Raw genomic sequence first — 21,767 nt, forward strand, 5'->3', positions numbered from 1 at the left:
TAACTCTCCCACAGGTCATGCCGCGACCTCTGCCGATGTGGAATCTTCGGTTGTGTCCGATGTTTCGGATGGAGCGGGTGGGGGCGTCCAGCCATCGGCGAGCATACGCTTGCGGGTTGCGTCTATTGCTGCCTGTATAGCTGCTTCGTGCACATCATAAGCGGTCGATAACAGTTCGTTCACTGCTTCGGCCTTGACGTACGCTGCATAATATTGCGCATTGAGTGCCTTCACTTTCGCTTCGAGTGCCTTCACCTTCTTGCGTTCAGTCTCGGCCCAAGCGCCTTCGGCATACCAAGGCTCCTCGCCAGTTTCCTCGGCATAGGGGTCGACTGTGGTCGCAATCGCGCGGTGGTCTTCCAGTGCTTTGACCTCGACGCTCAGTAGTCCGGCCAGTTGCTGCATTTCGGCTTCCGACAGGTCCTTCAACTCGCGCTGCGTGGGCAAGTCCTCGAATTTGGCCTCAAACGCGGCTTCATCGCCTCTCCCAAAGCTGGTCAACATTGCTGGCAGTGCCTTGAATGCGGCCTGCATGACCTCTGGATCGACCTGTAGCGCATAGATTTCGAGGGCGAACGCGCTGCCGGTTGGCGTGTCAAAAAAGCCATTGACCGTCGTCAGCTGGGGCGCGGTGAACTTACGCGCAACGGCACGCGACAGGCCTGTCCGCATGGCGGGCTGGATCGCGGTCACTGCTTCAGATATGATCGACTTTATAATATCGATAACCTGCTTGCCACGTTCCTTGTGGTTCGGATCAATAATCTGCGTGACTGCAGCCTTTTGTTCTTCTGATAGCGCTGCGACTGCTTCCTCGGACGCGCCTGTTGTGTTTGCAATCTCCTCGTCCGTTAATCCGGGAATAATGTCGGGTATAGGAGTCAGCATCTTCCCGAACATGTCGTTCATCATTCTGCTATAAGTACCGTCCGGCAGAAGTTTCGCCGCAGTTACTTTTGCCAGCTCCAGCCGCGCAGGGTCGGGTTCGAGTTGATCGCTCGTGTCGAACATCTTTGAAAATAGCGATATCACATCGTTAAACGCTTCTTTACCTGCCGGAACGGCAGAATCACTCGCCGAATCGGCAGAGGCCGGTGCGACTTCTTCGTTGCCAACCTCTTCAGGGCAAGCAAAAGCCGGAACGGCGGTCGACAAAAGAAGTGCGGCGATAATCGGTTTTTTCATGCTATGCTCCAAAAGGTTATGCTGCGATTTTTGCAGCTTTTTCCTTTTCTTGCAACCAGTTATGCATATGCTGTGTCACATCGCGCCCGTCGCGGATGGCCCAGACGACAAGGCTTGCGCCGCGCACGATGTCGCCGATGGCGAACACACCGTCGAGGTTGGTCATCTGCGTGGTGTGATCCACGCGAATGGTGCCCCAGCGGGTGACGTTCAGATCGGGAGCGCCAAACATCACCGGTAGATCCTCGGCTTCAAAGCCCAATGCGGTGATGACGAGATCGGCGTTCACGGTGAAATCGCCCGCCGGATCATTCTCCGGCGCCCGGCGGCCAGAGGCATCGGGTGCTGCTAGCCGCATCTTGGCCACATGAACGCGCTCGACCGCGCCATTGCCGTCAAAGCTTTTGGGGCCAGACAGCCAGACAAATTCAACGCCTTCTTCTTCGGCATTGGCAACTTCACGTTGGGACCCCGGCATATTTTCACGGTCGCGGCGATAGAGGCATTTTACCGACTTCGCGCCTTGACGGACGGCAGTACGCACGCAGTCCATCGCTGTGTCACCGCCGCCGATGACAACAACATCTTTGCCCTCGGCATTCAGCGCGCCGCTGTCAAACGCTTCGACGGTGTCGCCAAAACCTTTGCGATTGGAGGCGGTCAGATAGTCAAGGGCAGGGACAATGCCATCGAGGCCGACACCCGGCGTCTTGATATCACGCGCTTTGTAAACACCTGTCGCAATCAGGACGGCGTCATGCTTTGCGCGTAAATCATCAAGTGTGGCATCCCGACCCACTTCGAAATTGGCATGGAAGATGATGCCGCTGTCTTCAAGCCGCTTAATACGGCGCATGACAACATCCTTCTCCAGCTTGAAGCCGGGAATGCCGTAGGTCAGCAATCCGCCCATGCGGTCATAACGGTCGTAGACATGGACGGCATATCCTGCGACGCGCAGATATTCCGCCGTAGTGAGTCCGCCAGGTCCTCCGCCGATGATACCGACGGACTGGCCACGCGCGGTACCGACCTCGATAGGTTCGACCCAGCCCTGCTCCCAGGCGGTATCGGTGATGTATTTTTCGACCGAGCCGATTGTGACGGCGTCATGGCCCGAAAATTCGATAACGCAATTGCCTTCGCACAGGCGGTCCTGCGGACATATGCGACCGCAGATTTCAGGCATACTGCTGGTGAGGCTGGATAATTCATAAGCCTCGCGCAAACGACCTTCGGCGGTCAGGCGTAACCAGTCGGGGATATGATTGTGCAAGGGGCAGTGGACCGAGCAATAAGGCACGCCACATTGCGAACAGCGCGACGCCTGATCTGCGGCGTCATCAGGCGCATATCGCTTCGCAATCTCGGCAAAATCCTCGGCGCGCATTTCCGGCGCGCGCTTTTCAGGATAAGCCTGTGCCATCGATACGAATTTCAGCATGGGATCTTTTGCCATGACGCGCTCCTTTACATAGCGTCGCGCATAGACTGGTAAATGGCATGTGTCACGCCAAAACCATATAAATAGGTCAGCAAGACTGACTTAAACTTTCGTTTCTTTTTGCTAGTTTCAAGCCCTAGCAATTATATTACAATAAATTAATTCCGATTCGGACCTATCTTTGCGCCAGCCATATCAAGGCTGCTGTTCCCGCGATGATTCGATACCAGGCAAAAGGTCCAAAACCATAACGTGTCACAACAGCCAGAAATGCCTTGATGACAGCCCATGCAACTATGAACGAGACAAAGAAGCCGATACCGATCAGGCCCATATCGTCCATGCTCACCTGATCCCGATGTTTGAACAGCTGCAATATGGTCGCCCCTGTCAGCGTCGGCATGGCAAGGAAAAAGCTGAATTCAGCCGCTGTCTTGCGATCAATGCCGAGCGACATTGCGCCCAATATCGTCGCGCCCGAGCGGCTGACGCCCGGGACCATGGCAAGGCATTGCACTAGCCCGATCATAGCGGATTGCTTCACCGAAAGCGCGGCGACACCGCCGCTTTCTTCGGGCTTCGCGTATTTTTCGACAACCAGAATAGCAAAGCCCCCGATAATCAAAGCCCACGCCACGATAACGGCATTTTCAAGCATCACCTCGATAATATCGCCGAAGGCCAGCCCCAGAATAACGGCTGGAAAAAAAGCTAGAAGCAGGTTCCGGACAAACGCCACTGCGCCTGATTCCAGCGTGAACAACCCTTTCAGGACATCCATAAATGTGCGCCAGTACAATACGACAATGGCCAGTATAGCTCCGGGTTGGATGGCGATGTTGAAAATTGCCCAGCGTCCAGCGTCATAACCCAGCAGTTCGGTCGCTAGAATAAGATGCCCGGTCGATGACACGGGCAGGAACTCGGTCAAACCCTCGACGATGCCGAGGATGATCGCAACCAACCAGTCTGTCATGTCGCCGCGTTCGACGATTTTTCATTGTCGGACGACGTTCCGAACCGGCCATGCTTGCGATAGATGCTTAGCCAATCATGCGCCACAATATCCATAGGCGTAGGCACAATGCCATAAGCGGTCAGGCCATTTTCGCCGGTTACGACATTGTCGCTGCCCAGCATACGGAACTGGTCCATGGTGATGGGCGCGCCGGGCAGCCATCCCGTGGTTCGGGCAAGTGCCTCAGCGGCGACGTCGGGCACTTCTATAAAAGCCGGGTCACGACCAATCGCCTTGGCAATCCACCGGTTCAATTCAATCATCGAGAAGATTTGAGGTCCACCCAGTTCGTAAATTTTACCGTCTTGAGAAAACGTAGCCAGAGCAATTGCCTTTGCAACGTCCCCTACAAAAAGCGGTTGAAACCGCGTCGATGCGCCAATGACGGGTACCACCGGCAGCATTCGGATCAATCCGGCAAAACGGTTTAAGAACTGGTCTTCGCGTCCGAATATAATCGAAGGCCGCAAAATTACAGCCGAGGGACAAGCCGCGTGTACCGCGGCCTCGCCTGCCGCTTTGCTTCGCCCGTATTCCGCCGCACTCCCGGCGTCTGCGCCAATTGCGGACACGTGTACAAAGGTTTGTATACCGCGCTCCGCAGTGGCTTGTGCGATATTACGAGCGCCAACATTCTGTATCGCATCCATGTCGCCAAAGCTGCCGACAAGATTTATTACCGCATCCGCATCCGCAACGGCGCGATTTACACTTGCAGGCTTCCTCACATCAGCAGCGATAAGCTGCACTTGACCAAGGTTTCCGAGAGGCTTGATGTAAATGGCGTTAGACGGGTTGCGACATGCCACCCGGATACGGACACCATGCGCCAGCAATTCTTCTGCGACATAACGGCCCAAAAAGCCACTGCCTCCGAAAATGGTAACCAATTTGCCCTGCATAGATACTCCGTCACCAAGCGCGAACCGATGTGTGCGCTTTGCACCAGCGTTCCGATGCTTTCAAGGTTCATGTGCGAATCATCAACATGGATGGCCAAAAGTAAATTTGCCGCCCCTCCCAACAATAGCAGAAGGCGAACCGGCACTTGGAATGATCCTTTTATTATGAAGAAATAACAGGGTCATATGAAAGAGTAAGGCCGACTCCTCAGAACGATGTTGACAATCATAGTAGTGCTATCTATAGCAACTTCAGGTTGTGATGGCTCGATTGCAAAATCGACAGTTACAGAAAATTGAATATGGATTCGAATATGTCGGCAGGTCCCTCTTTTGGGTCTCCAGCTGTCGGCATAGATGATGGAGGCGCTAGCTCAAGCTCGGGTCGCAACTGAGCCGGCGCCATTAATCCATTGTCATCCGACGAGGGGGAAGGCTTTAGCTTGTTAGCTTTCCCCCTCCATCGGCGATCGAAGCCCATCATTCGCAAGGCAGCCTAAAATATGAATACATTATTGTGCTGACACGTATCTAGGGATGGGCCTTTATGTCTTATTATAGCGGAATAACCGGACGCAAAAGTCCTTCTTTTGCGAGCGACGTTAAAAATGAAAACGTCGACTTTGTTTATCAGCCAGTCATTTGCAAACGTACAAAAGAAATATTGTATCATGAGCAACTTTCCCGATTCCGGAACACGATGGGCCGCTTGCGTAGTACGCAAACGATAATTGCCTGGTTTGAGGTTACGGGAGAAATCCTCGATCTGGATATACGCAGTTTCGAAGCGGCTATCTCGGCGCTGTCGGAGCACGAAAATTTCAACATCGGCGTCAATATTTCGGGCGCAACCCTAAGTAACAAAGCGGCCTGCGATAAAATTGTCCAATATTTGATGGCTGCCCCTGATATTTGTCCCCGACTTTATGTCGAGGTTACAGAGACGCATTCGATTTCCAACATGCTCTTCGCAGCCGAATTTGCGGCAGCATTGGACGGCATGGGCGTTCAGATGGTAGTTGACGATTTTGGCGAGGGCAATTCAACCGCACTATATTTGTCGGTCCTGATTCCTGCAGTCGTCAAACTTCGCATGATCAGCGGGAAAATCCCGGACGCGGAACTTATAGAAAAAGCCGTCCTTGCGCGCACCTATGGCGCCGCGCTTGTTGTCGAGGGGGTGGAAACTGCCGAAGACATTCTCGCTTTCCCCAAAGCCCTCGTTGATTTCTATCAAGGCTATTTTTACGGCGAGCCTGCACCGCTTGAACATTGGCAAAAACAGGCGCGTCGTCCTGAATTGCGACTGGTCAGCACGGAAATTGGATTCAAATAGAACGAAGCAAAGCAGAGTTTGCGACATTGAATTTAGAGTTCTGGTTCCACCGAAGTGGCAAGGCTGTGCCTCATCACGAAAGCGGTTTCGGATAATCTGCCGTTACAATTTTTAACGGCAGAAAGCCTTCGGGAAGAACGCATCCTTCCCGAAATTGGTATCGCCTTTTAAGGAGGAATGGCTGCCTGTTGGCCGTCATTCCTCCATTTTTTATGTATTTGGTGTGTCTTGTCCACGGCAAGCGAATGGGTTGCATTGTGCAGCGCGACATTCTTCGTTTACGAAGCTATGGCGTCACTTTTGATTACCTCCGGCGGCTTTCATCAAGCTGGCAGCTTTCTCTTCGTCCACCACCTCGGCATATTTTGCCTGCAGATCAAACAGATTTGCCTCATGCGGTGCCGGGTGTCGGTCACCACAAGCTTCGCGGACGACAAAAGGCGTAAAGCCATGTTGCAATGCGTCGAGCGCGGTGGCCCGAACACAGCCCGACGTCGATAACCCTGTTATGACAAGCGTATCGATCGCCATGTCCTGTAATGTCCCGGCCAGACCAGTTCCGAAAAAGGCAGAGGCATATTGCTTGCTGATCACGATATCACCTTCCGCTGGTTGCAAAGAAGGTGGGAATGCCCCCAGCGGTGAACCTGCAACGAACACCTGCAAAGCCGGAATCTTCCGATAAAACAGCCCGCCATTGGTGCCACCGGGTTCGTACACAACATTTGTAAAAATCACCGGAATCTTGAGTTCGCGTGCCAGCGCGAGCAGCCGCTCATTGCTCGCCAATGCGCTCTCTACACCGGCATAGAGTGGCGATGTTGGTTCAAGATACGCCATCACAAAGTCGACAATCAGGACGGCGGGCCGCTTTCCAAAAGCCAGATGCCCATCAAAGGCGTTGGCATAATTGGCCGCGACGTCATCCATCAAATGGCATCCGCAGCCTTCAATGCAGCGATCTCGCCTTCGTCCAGTGCCAAAAGCCCTCCATAAATTTCCACGTTGTGCTGGCCCACTTCGGATGGTGCCGGGCTGCGGACATGGCTTGGCGTTCCGGACAGTTTCGGGAATGCGTTTTGCATTTTCAATGTACCCCACCGTTCGGTTTCAACTTCGATAATTGAATTTCTCGCTGCAAAATGTGGATCGGCAAGCATTTCCGGCGCGCGGTACATTTTGCCCGCGGGTATCGAATAGGCAATCATCAGCGCTTCCAGTTTTTCAACTGTCTGCGTCTTGGTCCATTCGTTGATGCGATTGTCGAGTTCAATCTGGTTCTTGCCGCGCGACACATGGTCCACGTACCGTGGGTCATTAGCAAGTTCAGGCTGGCCCATGGCTTCGGCCAAGCGCGCCCAAACGGCATCCTGATTGGCGCCGATCAGATATTCACCATCCTTGCATTGATAGACGTTGGACGGTGCAATCCCGGGCAGAAACGATCCGGACCGTTCGCGAATATAGCCCGACCAGTGATATTCCGGAACAACACTTTCCATGACCTGCAGCACAGATTCATATAGCGAGCTGTCAACAATCTGGCCTTTGCCGGTCGTTTCCCGGGCATGCAGTGCGGCAAGCGCGCCCATGCATCCATAGGTCGCAGCCAGTGTATCGCCGATAGATATGCCCATGCGGCTGGGTGCTCTGTCGGGGTCGCCCACGATGTAGCGCCATCCACCCATGGCTTCGCCAATGCCGCCAAATCCGGCCCGTTCCGAATAAGGGCCGGTTTGACCATAGCCGGACACCCGCACGATGATGAGCCGCGGGTTGATCGCCTGCAGAACATCGGGCCCCAACCCCCATTTTTCGATCGTGCCGGGCTTGAAATTCTCGATCAGAATATCAGCAGTCGCGGCGAGCCTGCGAACCAGTTCCTGTCCTTCGGGAACACGCAGGTTGGCCGAAACAGCTTTCTTGTTTCGTGAAACGACTTCCCACCAAAGCTTGTCGTCGCCGCGCCCCCAGTTCCGCATCGGGTCGCCCTGTCCGGGTGGTTCAACCTTGATAACCTCGGCGCCCATATCGCCGAGTAATTGTCCGCAAAAGGGGCCAGCAATCAACTGACCCAGTTCAATAACGCGAATATCCTTTAAAGCGCCGGTGTTTTCCACGTTACTCCGCTGCCTCCAAAGTTGCCCATTTCGGTTGAACAGGCGCGGGCAATCCGGTTTCGGCAACGCAGTCGGCACGTAACTGCTCGACTGCCGGGCCATAGTTAAACAGCTCCAACGCGGGGCGTTCTGCCCGCATTTTTGTCCGAAGTGCGGCCGTCGCGCTTTGATCGACCGCACCATCTGGTCCTGCGACCACGCCATATGCCTTGGCGCCATCGACGGTTACCAATCCTTGGGTGATTTCCTTGCCGACCAGTGCAGGCTCACGATCCAGAGGATCGCCCCAGCCGCCGCCGCCCCAGGTAATGAAGTGCAACTGGTCGCCTTCATTGACATGAATATCCTCGACCTTGTTGCCGATGATCTGGGCCGTGCCGTCGGCCTTTTCCAAAACCTTGCGCGCGCGTTTGCCGGGTTCTCCGCCATTCACGCCCCATGGGGGCACAAACCAGCGGTCGTCGTGAATCGAGATGGTGCCGCTGGCAAGGAAACGGTAAGTCATGTGGATACCATTGCCGCCCCGGTGAAGCCCCGCCCCGCCGCTGTCCGGCTCGGTTTCGTAACGCTCGATCAGCAACGGGAAGTAACGCTCCAGAAATTCATTCGGAACATTGGTAAAGCCCGGCCACAACGAATGACCATCGGGTCCATCCCCCATGGGTCGGCCTGGAATACCGCCAAAGCCGATCTGGAACAGCTGGAACCAGTCGCCGTTCTTGTCATTGCCCGAATAGAAGAGATGCGGCGAAGATGAAAAGCCCGCTGCGTTCAGAAATTCCGGTGTCTTCTGGCCCAAAAGGCCACCCAAAATGTCAAATATGCGTCCCAAAGCGTGCGTGCGTCCCGACAGTGCTGCCGGAAATTTCGGCTTGAGCAGGGAGCCGTCCGGAATTCGCACGTCAATCAGATCGTAGAAACCGTCGTTGAACAAAATTTGCGGGTCGAAAACCATGATCATGTAGATGCCGAAGAACATCTTGAACATATTCTCGTTCAGATAGAAATTGATCGAGGCTTGGCTTTGCGGGTCGGTTCCCGAAAAATCGAGAACGACTTTTTCGCCTTCGCGCCACATTGTGCATTTGATTTTATAGGGTCCCGATCCCATGCCATCGTCGCAGATATAATCTTCAAAACTCACCGGCGCTTCACCAATGGCCATTGCGATCAGGGATTTCATCGCCCGATGGTTGCGGGCAAGCAGTTCTTGCGTTGCTGAAATATAGACATCGTCTCCAAAACGTGCCGCCATCTCGATCACCCGGCGTGCGGCCACGCGGCAAGATGCGATCAGTGCATTGAGATCGGCCTGACACCAATCCGGCTTGCGCGTCTGGTGCATAACGAGCTTCATCAGGTCTTCGTTATATTCGCCCTTCTTCCAGATTTTCACAGGTGGAATGCGAACGCCTTCTTCAAAAATCGACCGTGCGTTAATCGGCATCGAACCGACTACTTTGCCGCCAATATCGGACTGATGTCCGAACATGGATGTATAGGCGATTAGTCGTCCGTCCTTGAATACCGGCAGCAACACAAGCCAGTCGTTGGAGTGGCTGACCGCCCCTGCACATGAATAGGGGTCAGACAGGAAGATCATGTCTCCGTCCTCGAGAGTGCCATCCCAATTGTCGAGAAAGCCGCCGATGAAGCTGCCAAATTGGCCGACGATCATCTTGCCAGTATGATCGGCAATTAGGGGAAAAGCGTCGCCCTGTTCGCGAATGCCGGGGGACATCGCAGTGCGGACCAGTGTGGCATCCATTTCGATGCGGGCGTTGCGTAGCGCATTTTCGATGATGTCGAGGGTGACCGGGTCAATGACCTTCTTTTCGAAGGGGATTTGGTTTGTCTGAATGATGGTGGCGGGCATGGGCTGTTTCTCCTCAAGCCAGATTGATCAGGATGTTGCCGACCTTGTCGACAATTGCGACGCAGCCAGTTTCGATTAAAGTCGTCGAGTCCATCTCGATAACGATGGCTGGCCCAGGGATGATGTCCCCTTGTTGCAGCTTGGACCGGTCATAGATAATCGCCGCTTGTTCCCTGCCATCCATCCAGAGCACATGGTCGCGCATCTTGGCAGCGGCTGGATTGCCATCGCCCGTTGGCAGTTCCGCTGCAGGCAGGTCTAGGGCCTGCCCCAGGGCGACGGCCCGCAGGTTCACGATCTCATGGGGCGTATCCATGTTAAACGTGAACAGCCGCAGATGCTCCTCGTCGAACCGGCGCAGGATGCCGTCAATGCCGTCGCGTTCCAATATTTCAGGGGTGATATTGAGGGGTACTTCAAATGCCTGTCCGGAATAGCGCACGTCGATTTCAAATTCGCTCGTGATATCCGTCTCGGCTATACCATCCGAACGCAGTTCAGCGCGGGTCTGGTCGGACATTTCCTTCAATATGGCGATAAGCTCCGCCGCATCGGTAGTCGTCGCAAGGCGCGAAAAGGAACGCGCAGTCTCGGTCCGCATCCGCGTTGTGGCATCGCCCAAGGCACATAGCACTCCGGGTGAGACCGGGGATATGGCGGGCCAGCTGCCCATCAATCGGGCCACCGCATTGACATGCAAGGGGCCTGCGCCGCCAAAACCCATCAGTGCAAAATGGCGCGGATCGTAGCCCTGCTGCACCGAAATCATGCGGAGCGCACCAAACATATTTTCGTTTACGATATCAATAATCCCGCGCGCGGCGGCCATCAGGTCAATGCCGAGCGCGTCGGCAATAGTCTGCACAGCCTTTTTGGCACCTTCGCGGTCCAGCTTGAAACTGCCACCCAGCAAATTTTCCGGCAGATAGCCAAGCACCACGTTGGCATCGGTTACGGTCGGCGCTTCGCCGCCTTTACCGTAAGCGACCGGTCCGGGAACGGCGCCCGCCGACTGCGGCCCTACGCGCAAGGCGCGGGTGAGTTCGGGGACATAAGCAATTGACCCGCCACCAGCGCCCACAGTTTTGACATCGAGCGACGATGCGCGAACGGCCAGATGCCCTACCTCGGTTGTTCGTACCCTGCGCGGTTCCAGATTTTCGATCAACGCCACATCGGTGGAAGTGCCGCCGACGTCCAGTGTCAGGATATTTTTGATGCCTGCGTTTTTCCCAACCCAAAGCGCCCCGGTAACGCCACCGGCCGGGCCGGACATCAGGATGTTGACCGGATGCTCTTGCGCCTTTTGGGCGGACATAAGTCCACCGTCGGACCGCAACAAAGAAAGCTTTCCGGAAAAGCCGGACACCTCAAGTTTATCGCGCAGGTTCGATACATATTTACTCACCACCGGCCTGACCGCGGCATTGGCAACCGTGGTCAATGTCCGCTCATATTCCTGCATTTCGGGAAGCACTTCGTGGCTCAGCGACAAGGGCACATCGGGAAGGATCTCCCGCGCCAGTTCGCCGACACGCGCCTCGTGCGCGCCGTTGGTGTAGGCGTTCATGAAGCTGACGGTGATGGCTTCGACGCCCTTGTCTTTCAACTGCATCAGCGCGGCGCGCGCACCAGCTTCATCCAGCGGGCGCACTTCTTCGCCTTGCGCATTCACGCGTCCACCTACGGTCACTGTATCTTCCAGCGCGGCAAGCGGTGTGGGCTTGGGCCAGATGATCCACGCGGCGAGGCCGCCGGGCACATAGGAACGGGCAATTTGCATGATGTCGCGATAACCTACGGTCACGATCAGGCCGACGCGTGCACCTTTGCCCTCCAACACCGCATTTGTGGCGACTGTTGTTCCATGCAGGAAATAGTCGATTTCAGCGGTCGCTACCTCGGCCTGTCCGCATATCGCGGTGACGCCATTCAAAATGCCTTCACTGCTGTCATGCGGCGTTGAAGGCGTTTTGTGGCGCCAAAAGGCTCCGGTGTCGGAATTGAACAGCAGCAGGTCCGTAAATGTCCCGCCTACATCAACTCCCAAACGATAACCCATGCTCTTCTCCCTTAAGCTGCTACAGGAAAGGAAGGCGATTGCGCCACCATTCCGGGCAGTTTTCTTCCCATTATTTCCGACAGCCAATGGCTGGTTTCGATCAACCGATCCAGATTCATACCCGTATCAATGCCGGCTCTTTCCAGCATATAGACGACATCTTCGCTCGGGACATTTCCGGCTGCTCCCGGTGCGAAGGGGCAACCGCCCAAACCTCCGACCGATGCGTCGATGATGCTGGCACCCGCAGTCACCGCCGCCCAGACATTTGCAAGGCCCGTGTTGCGCGTATTGTGAAAATGGACGCGGACCGGCAAAGGCGTAATGGCGTCGCGAACGCGGGCCACCAGTTCCGCCACATGGGCGGGGTTGCCGACGCCGATGGTGTCCGCAAGGGCAATTTCAACAGGACCGGCCTCCGCAAGCGATACCGCCATTTCGACAATTCTGTCTTGCGCGACTTCGCCTTCAAAAGGGCAACCGAAAGAGGCCGCAATCGTGCATTGGGCGGTGCGACCTTCGGCGTTCGCGAGGGCGATAATGGCTTTTGCCGCGGCGACCGATTCGTCGCTGGTTTGGCCCTGATTGGCCATCGCAAAGCGGTCCGTTGACACTGCGACCGCCCCCAGTTGATCGATCCGTCCAGTATCCAACGCACGTTCCGCACCCCGTAGGTTCATGACAAGGCCGATGAATGTCACGTCATCACGCAGGGGCAATATCGCGCACAATTCTTCAGCATCGGCCATTTGCGGGACACGCGTCGGGTTTACAAAACTGGTGACTTCGATGCGCCGCGCTCCAGCGGCAATCGCGCGGTTTATCAGCGCCAGCTTGTCCTGCGTGGACACAAGCAGCTTTTCATTTTGCAGACCATCGCGTGGCCCGACTTCGACAAATTCTATAGGCTTGATTAAGGTCATTACATCCAAACGATGCCATAATTGTATACAAAATCAAACAGGATTATGCAGCTTCGTCGGTCCGATTGATTTCCGTGTCGCTGGAATGCGCCGCGGCATAGGCGTGAAAGGCGCGGCGGATATGGCCGGTCATCACGGCGGCTGCCCATTCGCCATCCCGATGGTCAAAAGCGATTATCAATTCGTCATGTTCATAATGGGACCGCTTGAGATTTTCCATGTCATATTGCCGTGCTGTACGGAGAACGACAGGCTGTTCAGTCACTTGTGCGAGCATACCCGATAGGCGCTCGGACCCTGCAGCCTCCAGAACAATGGCGTGAAACTGCCGATTATGATCCAGAAATTTAGGGATGTCTGGCGCCGATACAGTGATTGCCTGGCGAATCGCGTCATTGTGTGAACGCAGCCGGGCCAATTGATCCCACGTAATCCGTGAGGCAGCGCGGCGGGCAGCATATGCTTCAAGCATGGCGCGTAACTGGAACGATTCTTCAAGATCATCCAGCGACCAGTCGGCGACGAAGCTGCGTTGTGATTCGTTGCGGCGGATAAACAGCTCGGCTTCCAAACGGCGCAATGCGTCGCGCACCGGGGTCCGCGACACGCCGCAGAGGTCGGCCAGAGCCTCCTCGCGAATTTGTTCGCCTGATGACAATTCACCCGACAAGATCATGTTGCGGATATGATTATATGCGCGATCCGATGCCCGTGACATAAGTGCAATGCTCCTCTTGACGAATGGTATTTGTATACAATAAGCTGTCGCCAAAGCAATAAAAGCGAAAACTAGGGAGTTTTGTTACATGCGTATCACCAAAAGTGCACTCCTCACGTCCATTGCGGTCGCCGCAATGTTGCCCAGCACGGCGTTCGCGCAAGATGCTGAAGACGGTGCCGAGTCAGAAGAAATCATCGTTACCGCCCGCCGACAGAATGAGCGGTTGGTTGATGTTCCGGCATCGGTTTCCGTCATCGACGCCGATTCGCTGGCAAAGACAGGAGCGGACAACGCCCAAGGTTTTGCCCAACTAACACCCGGCGTTACGATTGTGACGGGCACGGCTGAAGCAGGCGATACGCAGATCAACATTCGTGGCATCAACGGCGCACGCGATGCGGAAAGCTCTGTCGCGCTGGTTGTTGACGGCATATTGAAAACCAACACAGCACAGTTGAACCAGACGCAAGGAACGCTGCGCCAGATTGAAATACTGAAGGGGCCGCAAGGAGCAATCTATGGCCGCAATGCCGCCGCCGGGGCGATTATTATTTCGACGGTCAAGCCGGGCGATACTCTAGAAGGGGCTGTGAAATTCAGTTACGCCAATGAACAGACCATCGAAGGCACTGCATATATATCCGCGCCGATTGGCGATAATGCGGGCCTTGTGCTTTCGGGTAATTACCGGACCACTGACGGATTTTATCGTAATACGTTTCTGGACCGAAAAGTGGTGGACGATCAGGAAGTGTATTCAATCGATGGACGTTTTGTGGCCGATGTCGGCGACGCAACGAACATTGATGTAAAGGTGCGCTATTCAAAATTATCGGGTGCCTCGATCAACTTTAACTCGGTATTCCATATCGAAGCCTTTGGCGGTGCTTTTTTTGAAGACGTCGATGATCATGAATTGGGTTATTACAGTAATATCCGTCCGACCAATGACCAGCGGACCATCGATGTCTCCGCCAAGGTGGAGCATGATTTCGGTTCTACAAAATTGACCGCTTGGGCACTCTTTTCGGATGTAGACCAAAGCCTGACCGCTGACGGCACCTCGGCGGATTTTGCGCGTTATATCTCGCCAGCGCTGGGCGCACCAGCAAACGCAACCAATCTGGCCGTGCAAAACCAATGCTTTGCTACTACCGCCGCGCTAACCGGATTTCCTATCAATGCACCTGGAGCAATCGGTCTAGTGCCGGTGCCGTTCATCTTTGCCCCGGCAACCGGTTCGACTTTTGGAGCATATAGCCCGACCACTTGCGACGGCACGCAATTGCAAATCCGCAACCAGAAAGATTTTAGCGGCGAAATCCGGCTGGCATCCAATGGTGATGGACCGCTGGATTGGCAATTGGGTGTTTACGGTCTGCATATAGACCGTTCAGTGGGCGTCAGCCTGGGTGCAGACTTAGGCCAAGGCGTAAGCCGCAGTCTCTATAACGCACCGGGCACCAGCAACCCGACATCTCAGTTGTTTTCGGACAAATTCAAGACCGACGTTTATGCTGCGTTCGGATCAGCCGATTATGCTGTTTCGGACCAGTTCAAGGCAGGTGTGGCGCTGCGTTATGATATCGAGGACCGCAGCACATCAAACCTTGTGCCCAATGTTTTCGATCCGATTACGGGTGCAAAAATCAATCCCGGCCTGCCTGCGACCGGTGGCATCGCCGACAAGTCGGCAAGCTTTAAGCAATTGCAACCTAAAGTGACTTTAAGCTTCACCCCCAATAATTCGACCAATATCTACGCCAACTGGGGCATTGGCTTCAAATCAGGCGGCTTTAACAACACCGGATCGTCAGCGCTGGTAAATGCTAACTTCAATATCCCGGAAATCGCAGCAGGCGTGACGATTAACGACCAGTTTCGCAAGGAACGGTCGAGTGCGTTTGAAGCCGGTATCAAAGGTTCGTTGTTCGACAATCGCGTAACTTTTGACCTTGCAGGCTATTATACCCGCATCACCGACATGCAGTTTTTCGAATTCTTCGTGGGATCTTTCGGTCTGCTACGGGTTGTTTCCAACATAGATAAAGTCGACGTGAAAGGTGTGGAATTCAACACGTCGGTGAAGATCGTAAATGGTTGGAAAATGTTTGGATCGGTCAATGTAACCGACAGCGAAATCAAGGCCAACGCATCACGTCCTTACACGGTCGGGAACAAATCGCCGTATACCGCAGACTACACGATAAATCTGGGTAGCCAGATTGATACGCCGCTCAATGACAGTCTCGATCTGGTGATGCGTGCCGATTACCGCATCACAGGACCAACCTGGTTCCATACGGTACAGGACCAAACCCGCGCCACCATCTTCAGCCAGCTTTTACCGATATCGGCTCTGGCGCTTCCTGGCTTTGTCGGAAACGCCAACTACAGTGTCGCGAAGCGTAATGCGTTCGGCGTACTGAATTTGCGGTTCGGACTTGAAGGTGAAAACTGGAACCTGACCGCCTTTGCCGACAATATGCTGGATCGCAAGTATATCAACGAAGCCATTCCGGCCATCGAGTTTGGCGGATCGTTCATATCCCCCGGCGCGCGTCGCCTGATCGGGCTTGAAGCAGGTTATAAATTCTAGGCCTGCCTTTAGTAAGTGATCAACCTTCTGTGCTTCGCCATTCTGAAGATTATTCAGCTTGGCGAAGCAGAAGGGATTAGGGCCTGACCCTAAATCGCGTAGTTAGTTTTTTTGGCGCGCATCCCTTCGCGGTTTACTATCAACTCTGCCCGGGATGTGACGCTCAATTTGCGGAATATACTGTTGAGATGGATCTTGACGGTGCCTTCTGTAAGGTTGCATTGGTCAGCGATCTGACGGTTACGTAGGCCAAGACACACCAGATCAACAATTTCATGTTCTCTTTTGGTTAGCAACTCGTCTGACCGCATCATTCTTTTTGGCTTGTCCAAAGAATATTGCAAAGCAGGCTGTGTGATATTTGATTCAAACCAATAACCGCCTGATAAAACGGATGTGATGGCGTTGACCATGATATCTGGATCACCGTCTTTCAAAACAATGCCTTTAACCCCGGCTTGCATTGCTTCGATTGACTGTTCGGGATCGACGTGCGTGACGAGCAAGATCAGCGGGATATTGGACAAATGAAGGCGAAGATATTTTAACAATTTCGCCCCGAGTTCGCCATCCATTTTAGGATCGAGCAAAACAAGCGCGGGCGGAGAGGCCTCGATCTTGTCCGTTGCGTCGTCTGCAGTGATTGCTGTTTCGACGTCGAAACCATTCATTGACCCAATATATTGGGTAAGTCCCAAAAGATAAAAACCATGATCGACGATCAATAAGATATTCTGCATCGTCCGCTCTCAAAACAGGACGGCCGATCTGCATCGCGATCCGCGCATCCCTCCCCATTTACACCTTAATGCTTTAGCCTGAGCTAAGCTGTCAAGGAAAGGTTGCATTTGAAAATCTATGAACGTCGTAATGTCCGTCGAAGAATATATCCACTTTGAATAGACGTTACGGCCAAGGCCTATTTCTTGGCATCTCCAAGCCAGATGCCTAACTCTTCGACCGTCAAAAGCCTGTGGAATTCGACGCCCAAATTGGTCCCCACCTGCCATTGAACTGACGCGCGAACAACACAGATCGGGCTTAGCCGGACCAATATATTGCTGTGCATTTTGAATTTGCCATCGCTGAAAAACTTTGCGCCACGTTGTGAAAGGTCGATCAATTCGGCATCAAATGACTTGTCGTTATACCCAAGCTTGACTGCTTTGCTGACTTTGAAACGGGGCAATCGGGCACGACGACCATCTGTCTTCAGCGATGGTCTGGCCAATATGTGTTCGACAACGATTGGCTGGTCGAATTTCACACCAACGGTTTTGCCGTCAACCCAAACGACATTACCGTTCAGTTCCTGGTCGTCAAGTAAAGCAACCGAAACTGCCTGTCCTATCTCCAGGGGAAAGTCTGCATCGATTTTCATGCCGCCGGATGATACGTCACGGACCAGCCCCAAGCATTCTGCGTGTAACTTGACATTCTTTAGCCGCGCGACCCGCATCACTTTTATATTACGGCTATGTACGCGCCGGTCACCTTCGTTTGCCGCGTCGGGAACAGGCTCCGGATGCGGCACAGAATCATAAATCAAGGCAGGGTTTATTTCCATCTTGATGGCGCTTGTGCTTGAAAAATCTAACGTTGTGCATGACGAACAAGGTTAACGCGGCAATTGCAGCTTCGGTTTGGCGGCATTGTGCGGCGCGCCCTTGCCAACCGATCGCAAATATACCAACGTTCTGACCAGATATACCGGCTATTTTTAGGAGCTTTCCATGTCATCTGTTTCGACCCAAATCATTGACGACATTCTTGTCGTTCTGGTCAATAATCCACCTGTAAACGCTTTGTCCTGGCATGTGCGTCAGGGGATACAGGATGGTATGGAAAAGGGTCTTGCCGACCTCGCCATCAAGGCCCTCGTGCTGCGGTGCGAAGGATCGACATTCATCGCAGGTGCGGACATCACGGAATTTGGCAAACCGGCACAGGGTCCTGATTTCAACGCAGTTTTGAACATGATCGAAATGGCGACAAAGCCGGTGGTCGGCGCCATTCATGGCACTGCGCTCGGCGGCGGGCTCGAAACCGCTATGGTATGTCATTACCGGATCGCGGTACCGTCTGCCAAATTGGGTGTTCCCGAGGTGAAGCTTGGCTTATTGCCCGGCGCAGGCGGAACGCAAAGATTGCCCCGAATTGTCGGGATCGAAGCCGCCGCCACCATGTGCTCGCTGGGTGAGCCGGTTGCCGCGATAAAGGCGTTGGCAATGGGACTTGTCGACCGGCTGGCAGGAGAAAACAGCCTTGCCGAAGATGCGATCGCCTATGCGCGCGAATTGATCGCGGTTGGACCCAGGGCTACGCGTGATTTGCCGGTGCAAGGCGACGTGAGCGCGATTGAAAATCTGAAGGCTGCCAATGCACGCAAATGGAAAGGCTTTGACGCACCTTATGCAAACCTTGCTTGTGTCGAAGCAGCCACTCGGTTGCCGTTTGAAGAAGGCTTGAAATTCGAACGGACGGAATTCCTCAAATTGATGGGTGGATCGCAATCGGCGGCGCAGCGGTATATGTTTTTTGCCGAACGTCAGGCGGCCAAAATTGACGGCTTGTCCAAGGATTTGCCGCTGCGTCCCGTTAACAAGGTCGGCGTGATCGGCGCTGGCACTATGGGCGGCGGGATTTCGATGAATTTTCTCGCCAAGGGCATTCCCGTCACGATCGTGGAAATGGTGCAGGAAAATCTGGACCGCGGCGTCGCCGTCATGCGCAAAAATTACGAAGCCAGCGCCGCAAAGGGGCGTTTTACAACAGAACAGGTCGAAGGAATGATGGCGCTGCTAACCCCGTCACTCAGCCTTGACGCGCTGGCCGATTGCGATCTGGTGATTGAAGCGGTTTATGAAAATATGGATGTCAAGAAAGAGGTGTTCGGCAAGCTTGACCAGATTTGCAAACCCGGCGCGATATTGGCATCGAACACATCCTATCTGAATGTCGATGAAATCGCTACTGCGACCAGTCGCCCGCAAGATGTGGTGGGCATGCACTTTTTCTCTCCCGCCAATGTCATGAAGCTGCTCGAAGTGGTGCGCGGCGAAAAAACCGCGCCCGATGTGCTGGCAACCGCGATGGCGACCGGCAAGAAAATCGGCAAGGTCGCCGTCGTTGCCGGTGTATGCGACGGATTTATCGGCAACCGTATGCTCTCCAAAAGGCAGCAACCGGCGATGCAGCTTTTGCTCGAAGGCGCAACTCCGGCCCAGATTGACAAGGTGCACACCGATTTCGGCATGCCGATGGGTCCATTCCAGATGAGCGATCTGGCCGGGTTAGATATTGGCTGGCACCGTGATCCGGGCCGGATCGAAAGCATCCGCGACGGCCTGTGCGCCGCCGGTCGATTTGGCCAGAAAAACGGCAAGGGCTTTTACGATTATGATGAAAAACGCGTCGGCACACCAAGCGCCGAAGCCTTGGCCATTATCGAAGAATTCCGGGCGACATCAAACCTTCCCAAACGCGACATATCCGATCAGGAAATTGTCGAGCGCACTTTATATCCGATGGTCAATGAAGGATATCATATCCTCGAAGAAGGCAAGGCGCAGCGGGCGTCCGACATCGATGTGGTGTGGATCTACGGCTATGGCTGGCCCATCTATCGCGGCGGCCCGATGTTCTGGGGCGATTTGGAAGGCGCGGGCAAAATCGTCGAAGCCCTGGAACGCCATGGCGTTCCAGTGGCGGACAGTTTGAAGGCCAAGGCGTGACGGGTTTGGTGGAGTGGGGTTGAGACTCTCGAAATTTCGGATGCTTCTTTTCCGGTGAGCAGCCTGCCTTAGTTAATTGCCCGTCGCGCTTAAACGACAGTGGCGGCCCGATGGCAGCTTTAGCGCCATCGGGTTTCGCTATGCTATGGGGCGTGATGCAGGTTGAGCGAAAAAATCTTCGCTTTTAATCAATTCTCGAGCGGTGTTTCGTCAGGTGCCTCGCCCGGAAAGTCTGAATCGCCTTTATCGGGCGGCACTTCGTCGGGCCAGTCATTGGGCTCTTCAATAGGTCGGGATGGTGATTTGGGGTCTTGGGTCATCAAAGTATCTCCTTTCAGGAAGCATTATTGATAACGCCGCATGCCACGAAAAGTTTCCGGCATGCCGTCTGCGATTTGCTCTATATCCCCGGCATCGCCAGCTGTTCTTCGACTGATGACACCAGATAGGCAATCGGCTTGAATGAACCGTTGTTGGATTGCAGCGCAGAACAGGCGGTCAGACCGATAATGAGGTCCATCTCGGCCTTGAAAACGATCCGTTCCCCGGGGCGACTCAGGGGCGGTTGAACCGATATCGCACCCGTGTTCCCGTCGATCGCCACATGCATGAAACAGTTGAATGCAACGGGTATGTCGTCCGGTTCGATCCCGAATGGTTTCAGCGCGTGCGCAAGGTTACCGAAGCAGCCCCGGTGGGGGTTGGCGTCGCCGTAGATAATGCGGAACGTGTCGCTCGAACAGGGCGTCAGCAGGAAGTCATGCCGACCAACATCGTCATGCACGATCTTCAGCATGACATTGCTGCGATTGGAGTAAAGCAGATCGTCGGTTGAAAGAAACAGTTTCGACGCATAATCAAGCGTCCGGCCGGACGAGATCACTTCACGTATATCGGTCTGGGAATAGGCTACCAGATCGGCAACCTGCTCCCCTTCGGGATCGATAACCGTCAATAGATCACCCTTGTTGAGCGTGAATGCCACGCCTGAGCGAGGCTCAATCTGTTGCTGGTTCATGATGCGGCACTTTTGCGACTAAAAGGGCAGACCCAGCCGTCTTCGACGCGGCGACCACTATACTGGCGTGCAGAGGACGCATCACCATGTTGTGCCAGCATCGGATTGACTGACCCGCTCAACGCCTCGTCGCGCTTCAAAATGGTTTCGCGCAAGGGATCATAGCGCCCTTCGCTGCGCAACTGCTCAAACTGGTTGTGCAGATTAAAAACCATAACAGGGTAAGCAAACCTGCGCGCGGGACGGCTGGCATTGGGGTGCAGCCCTACCACAAAAAATGCCTCTCCACCGAAACTGACTGCAAAATGGGGATCGTCGGGATCGGTGCTGATCCTTGGATCCACCGGTTGGCCAAGCCATTCGTCTTTGTCGCTAAGGGACTGAAGCCTATCCCAAACTGCCCGTTCGAACCGGCGTTCGGTCATCGGTTTCTTGTCGTGAAAAATCACCACCAGGGTTTGAAACAACACAGGGTTTTCGCGATAGGAATTCGCAAGCGAGGCGATCCGTGGCCATATCCTGAGGTCGTCCCAAGCGGAGCATATGTCATCAGCAACAACAAAATGCATCTGCCCCTTGTTGAGCGCTGATTTTGCGCCGACGCACGGAAAAGATGCATCTCGAACGAACTCTTCGAATACCTTGGTTATTTCGGTATTTATTTGGTCATCTAGTAGAAGCGGCAAAGCTTTTCTCCGTCCGACTGTTTTTGACAGCCCAGATTTTTGAGGTCGGTAGACACTCATTTTGAAGCTTCTAAACTCGGAGCGTAGAAGAAAGTTCCTGATGATTAGCTGACTTGCGACCGACAGAAGCCCTGCCGATCATA

At 54.2% G+C, this 21,767-nt stretch carries 18 protein-coding genes; 3 read left to right on the top strand and 15 right to left on the bottom strand.

Annotated features, from left to right (window positions below):
* Positions 1-15: 15 nt before the first annotated feature.
* From ACEW72_RS01525 to ACEW72_RS01540, 4 genes are all read right to left on the bottom strand, one after another.
* Positions 16-1,185 (bottom strand): hypothetical protein, encoded by a 1,170-nt coding sequence (locus tag ACEW72_RS01525; protein ID WP_373474615.1) that lies wholly within the window; start codon positions 1,183-1,185, stop codon positions 16-18.
* Between the two features lie 16 nt (positions 1,186-1,201).
* Positions 1,202-2,644: an NAD(P)-dependent oxidoreductase gene (locus ACEW72_RS01530; protein WP_373474616.1), complete on the bottom strand. Its 1,443-nt coding sequence runs from the start codon at positions 2,642-2,644 to the stop codon at positions 1,202-1,204.
* A gap of 160 nt (positions 2,645-2,804) precedes the next feature.
* Complete coding sequence (locus ACEW72_RS01535; RefSeq protein ID WP_373474617.1) at positions 2,805-3,605, bottom strand: undecaprenyl-diphosphate phosphatase; 801 nt, start codon at positions 3,603-3,605, stop codon at positions 2,805-2,807.
* Positions 3,602-4,549 (bottom strand): complex I NDUFA9 subunit family protein, encoded by a 948-nt coding sequence (locus ACEW72_RS01540; RefSeq protein WP_373474618.1) that lies wholly within the window; start codon positions 4,547-4,549, stop codon positions 3,602-3,604. The genes ACEW72_RS01535 and ACEW72_RS01540 overlap by 4 nt, the downstream gene beginning before the upstream one ends.
* A 547-nt stretch (positions 4,550-5,096) precedes the next feature.
* On the opposite strand from ACEW72_RS01540, the gene ACEW72_RS01545 reads away from it, so the two are divergent.
* Positions 5,097-5,885: an EAL domain-containing protein gene (locus tag ACEW72_RS01545; RefSeq protein ID WP_373474619.1), complete on the top strand. Its 789-nt coding sequence runs from the start codon at positions 5,097-5,099 to the stop codon at positions 5,883-5,885.
* A 294-nt stretch (positions 5,886-6,179) separates the two neighbouring features.
* Here ACEW72_RS01545 and ACEW72_RS01550 read toward each other — a convergent pair whose 3' ends face one another.
* The 6 genes from ACEW72_RS01550 to ACEW72_RS01575 are packed head-to-tail and all read right to left on the bottom strand — an operon-like array spanning position 6,180 to position 13,584.
* Positions 6,180-6,815 carry an isochorismatase family protein gene (locus ACEW72_RS01550; RefSeq protein ID WP_373474620.1) on the bottom strand — a complete coding sequence of 212 codons (636 nt, stop codon included), beginning with the start codon at positions 6,813-6,815 and terminating at the stop codon, positions 6,180-6,182.
* Positions 6,815-8,005, bottom strand: a complete 1,191-nt coding sequence (locus tag ACEW72_RS01555; protein ID WP_373474621.1) for a CaiB/BaiF CoA transferase family protein — start codon at positions 8,003-8,005, stop codon at positions 6,815-6,817. Before ACEW72_RS01555 ends, ACEW72_RS01550 begins: the two co-directional genes overlap by 1 nt.
* Before the next feature lies 1 nt (position 8,006).
* Positions 8,007-9,881: a hydantoinase B/oxoprolinase family protein gene (locus ACEW72_RS01560; protein ID WP_373474622.1), complete on the bottom strand. Its 1,875-nt coding sequence runs from the start codon at positions 9,879-9,881 to the stop codon at positions 8,007-8,009.
* Between the two features lie 13 nt (positions 9,882-9,894).
* Positions 9,895-11,943 carry a hydantoinase/oxoprolinase family protein gene (locus ACEW72_RS01565; RefSeq protein ID WP_373474623.1) on the bottom strand — a complete coding sequence of 683 codons (2,049 nt, stop codon included), beginning with the start codon at positions 11,941-11,943 and terminating at the stop codon, positions 9,895-9,897.
* A gap of 11 nt (positions 11,944-11,954) precedes the next feature.
* A complete protein-coding gene (locus ACEW72_RS01570; protein WP_373474624.1) occupies positions 11,955-12,866 on the bottom strand; it encodes a hydroxymethylglutaryl-CoA lyase in 912 nt (303 codons plus the stop codon).
* A 43-nt stretch (positions 12,867-12,909) separates the two neighbouring features.
* Positions 12,910-13,584: a GntR family transcriptional regulator gene (locus ACEW72_RS01575; protein ID WP_373474625.1), complete on the bottom strand. Its 675-nt coding sequence runs from the start codon at positions 13,582-13,584 to the stop codon at positions 12,910-12,912.
* Between the two features lie 88 nt (positions 13,585-13,672).
* On the opposite strand from ACEW72_RS01575, the gene ACEW72_RS01580 reads away from it, so the two are divergent.
* Positions 13,673-16,186: a TonB-dependent receptor gene (locus ACEW72_RS01580; RefSeq protein ID WP_373474626.1), complete on the top strand. Its 2,514-nt coding sequence runs from the start codon at positions 13,673-13,675 to the stop codon at positions 16,184-16,186.
* Positions 16,187-16,275: 89 nt separating this feature from the next.
* Here the strand turns inward: ACEW72_RS01580 and ACEW72_RS01585 are convergent, their stop codons facing one another.
* Positions 16,276-16,926: a LuxR C-terminal-related transcriptional regulator gene (locus ACEW72_RS01585; RefSeq protein WP_373474627.1), complete on the bottom strand. Its 651-nt coding sequence runs from the start codon at positions 16,924-16,926 to the stop codon at positions 16,276-16,278.
* Positions 16,927-17,105: 179 nt separating this feature from the next.
* On the bottom strand, positions 17,106-17,753 hold the full coding sequence (locus ACEW72_RS01590) for a PilZ domain-containing protein (RefSeq protein WP_373474628.1): 648 nt from the start codon (positions 17,751-17,753) through the stop codon (positions 17,106-17,108).
* Positions 17,754-17,919: 166 nt separating this feature from the next.
* On the opposite strand from ACEW72_RS01590, the gene ACEW72_RS01595 reads away from it, so the two are divergent.
* Positions 17,920-19,920, top strand: a complete 2,001-nt coding sequence (locus tag ACEW72_RS01595) for a 3-hydroxyacyl-CoA dehydrogenase NAD-binding domain-containing protein (RefSeq protein WP_373474629.1) — start codon at positions 17,920-17,922, stop codon at positions 19,918-19,920.
* A gap of 188 nt (positions 19,921-20,108) precedes the next feature.
* Here ACEW72_RS01595 and ACEW72_RS01600 read toward each other — a convergent pair whose 3' ends face one another.
* The 3 genes from ACEW72_RS01600 to gntA form a co-directional block, all read right to left on the bottom strand.
* On the bottom strand, positions 20,109-20,240 hold the full coding sequence (locus tag ACEW72_RS01600; RefSeq protein ID WP_373474630.1) for a hypothetical protein: 132 nt from the start codon (positions 20,238-20,240) through the stop codon (positions 20,109-20,111).
* Between the two features lie 80 nt (positions 20,241-20,320).
* Positions 20,321-20,938, bottom strand: a complete 618-nt coding sequence (locus tag ACEW72_RS01605; RefSeq protein WP_373474631.1) for a DUF1989 domain-containing protein — start codon at positions 20,936-20,938, stop codon at positions 20,321-20,323.
* Positions 20,935-21,684 carry a guanitoxin biosynthesis heme-dependent pre-guanitoxin N-hydroxylase GntA gene (gene gntA / locus ACEW72_RS01610; protein WP_373474632.1) on the bottom strand — a complete coding sequence of 250 codons (750 nt, stop codon included), beginning with the start codon at positions 21,682-21,684 and terminating at the stop codon, positions 20,935-20,937. Before gntA ends, ACEW72_RS01605 begins: the two co-directional genes overlap by 4 nt.
* Between the last annotated feature and the right edge of the window lie 83 nt (positions 21,685-21,767).

Origin of the sequence: Sphingorhabdus sp., assembly GCF_041737645.1 — a bacterium.
Classification (GTDB): domain Bacteria; phylum Pseudomonadota; class Alphaproteobacteria; order Sphingomonadales; family Sphingomonadaceae; genus Sphingorhabdus_B.

Coding starts and splice junctions, on each gene's coding strand:
- ACEW72_RS01545 (WP_373474619.1), top strand. CDS start 5,097: ATGTCTTATTATAGCGGAATAACCGGACGCAAAAGTCCTTCTTTTGCG.
- ACEW72_RS01590 (WP_373474628.1), bottom strand. CDS start 17,753: ATGGAAATAAACCCTGCCTTGATTTATGATTCTGTGCCGCATCCGGAG.
- ACEW72_RS01525 (WP_373474615.1), bottom strand. CDS start 1,185: ATGAAAAAACCGATTATCGCCGCACTTCTTTTGTCGACCGCCGTTCCG.
- ACEW72_RS01580 (WP_373474626.1), top strand. CDS start 13,673: ATGCGTATCACCAAAAGTGCACTCCTCACGTCCATTGCGGTCGCCGCA.
- ACEW72_RS01605 (WP_373474631.1), bottom strand. CDS start 20,938: ATGAACCAGCAACAGATTGAGCCTCGCTCAGGCGTGGCATTCACGCTC.
- ACEW72_RS01540 (WP_373474618.1), bottom strand. CDS start 4,549: ATGCAGGGCAAATTGGTTACCATTTTCGGAGGCAGTGGCTTTTTGGGC.
- ACEW72_RS01595 (WP_373474629.1), top strand. CDS start 17,920: ATGTCATCTGTTTCGACCCAAATCATTGACGACATTCTTGTCGTTCTG.
- ACEW72_RS01570 (WP_373474624.1), bottom strand. CDS start 12,866: ATGACCTTAATCAAGCCTATAGAATTTGTCGAAGTCGGGCCACGCGAT.
- ACEW72_RS01550 (WP_373474620.1), bottom strand. CDS start 6,815: ATGGATGACGTCGCGGCCAATTATGCCAACGCCTTTGATGGGCATCTG.
- ACEW72_RS01535 (WP_373474617.1), bottom strand. CDS start 3,605: ATGACAGACTGGTTGGTTGCGATCATCCTCGGCATCGTCGAGGGTTTG.
- ACEW72_RS01575 (WP_373474625.1), bottom strand. CDS start 13,584: ATGTCACGGGCATCGGATCGCGCATATAATCATATCCGCAACATGATC.
- ACEW72_RS01600 (WP_373474630.1), bottom strand. CDS start 20,240: ATGACCCAAGACCCCAAATCACCATCCCGACCTATTGAAGAGCCCAAT.
- gntA (WP_373474632.1), bottom strand. CDS start 21,684: ATGAGTGTCTACCGACCTCAAAAATCTGGGCTGTCAAAAACAGTCGGA.
- ACEW72_RS01560 (WP_373474622.1), bottom strand. CDS start 9,881: ATGCCCGCCACCATCATTCAGACAAACCAAATCCCCTTCGAAAAGAAG.
- ACEW72_RS01530 (WP_373474616.1), bottom strand. CDS start 2,644: ATGGCAAAAGATCCCATGCTGAAATTCGTATCGATGGCACAGGCTTAT.
- ACEW72_RS01565 (WP_373474623.1), bottom strand. CDS start 11,943: ATGGGTTATCGTTTGGGAGTTGATGTAGGCGGGACATTTACGGACCTG.
- ACEW72_RS01585 (WP_373474627.1), bottom strand. CDS start 16,926: ATGCAGAATATCTTATTGATCGTCGATCATGGTTTTTATCTTTTGGGA.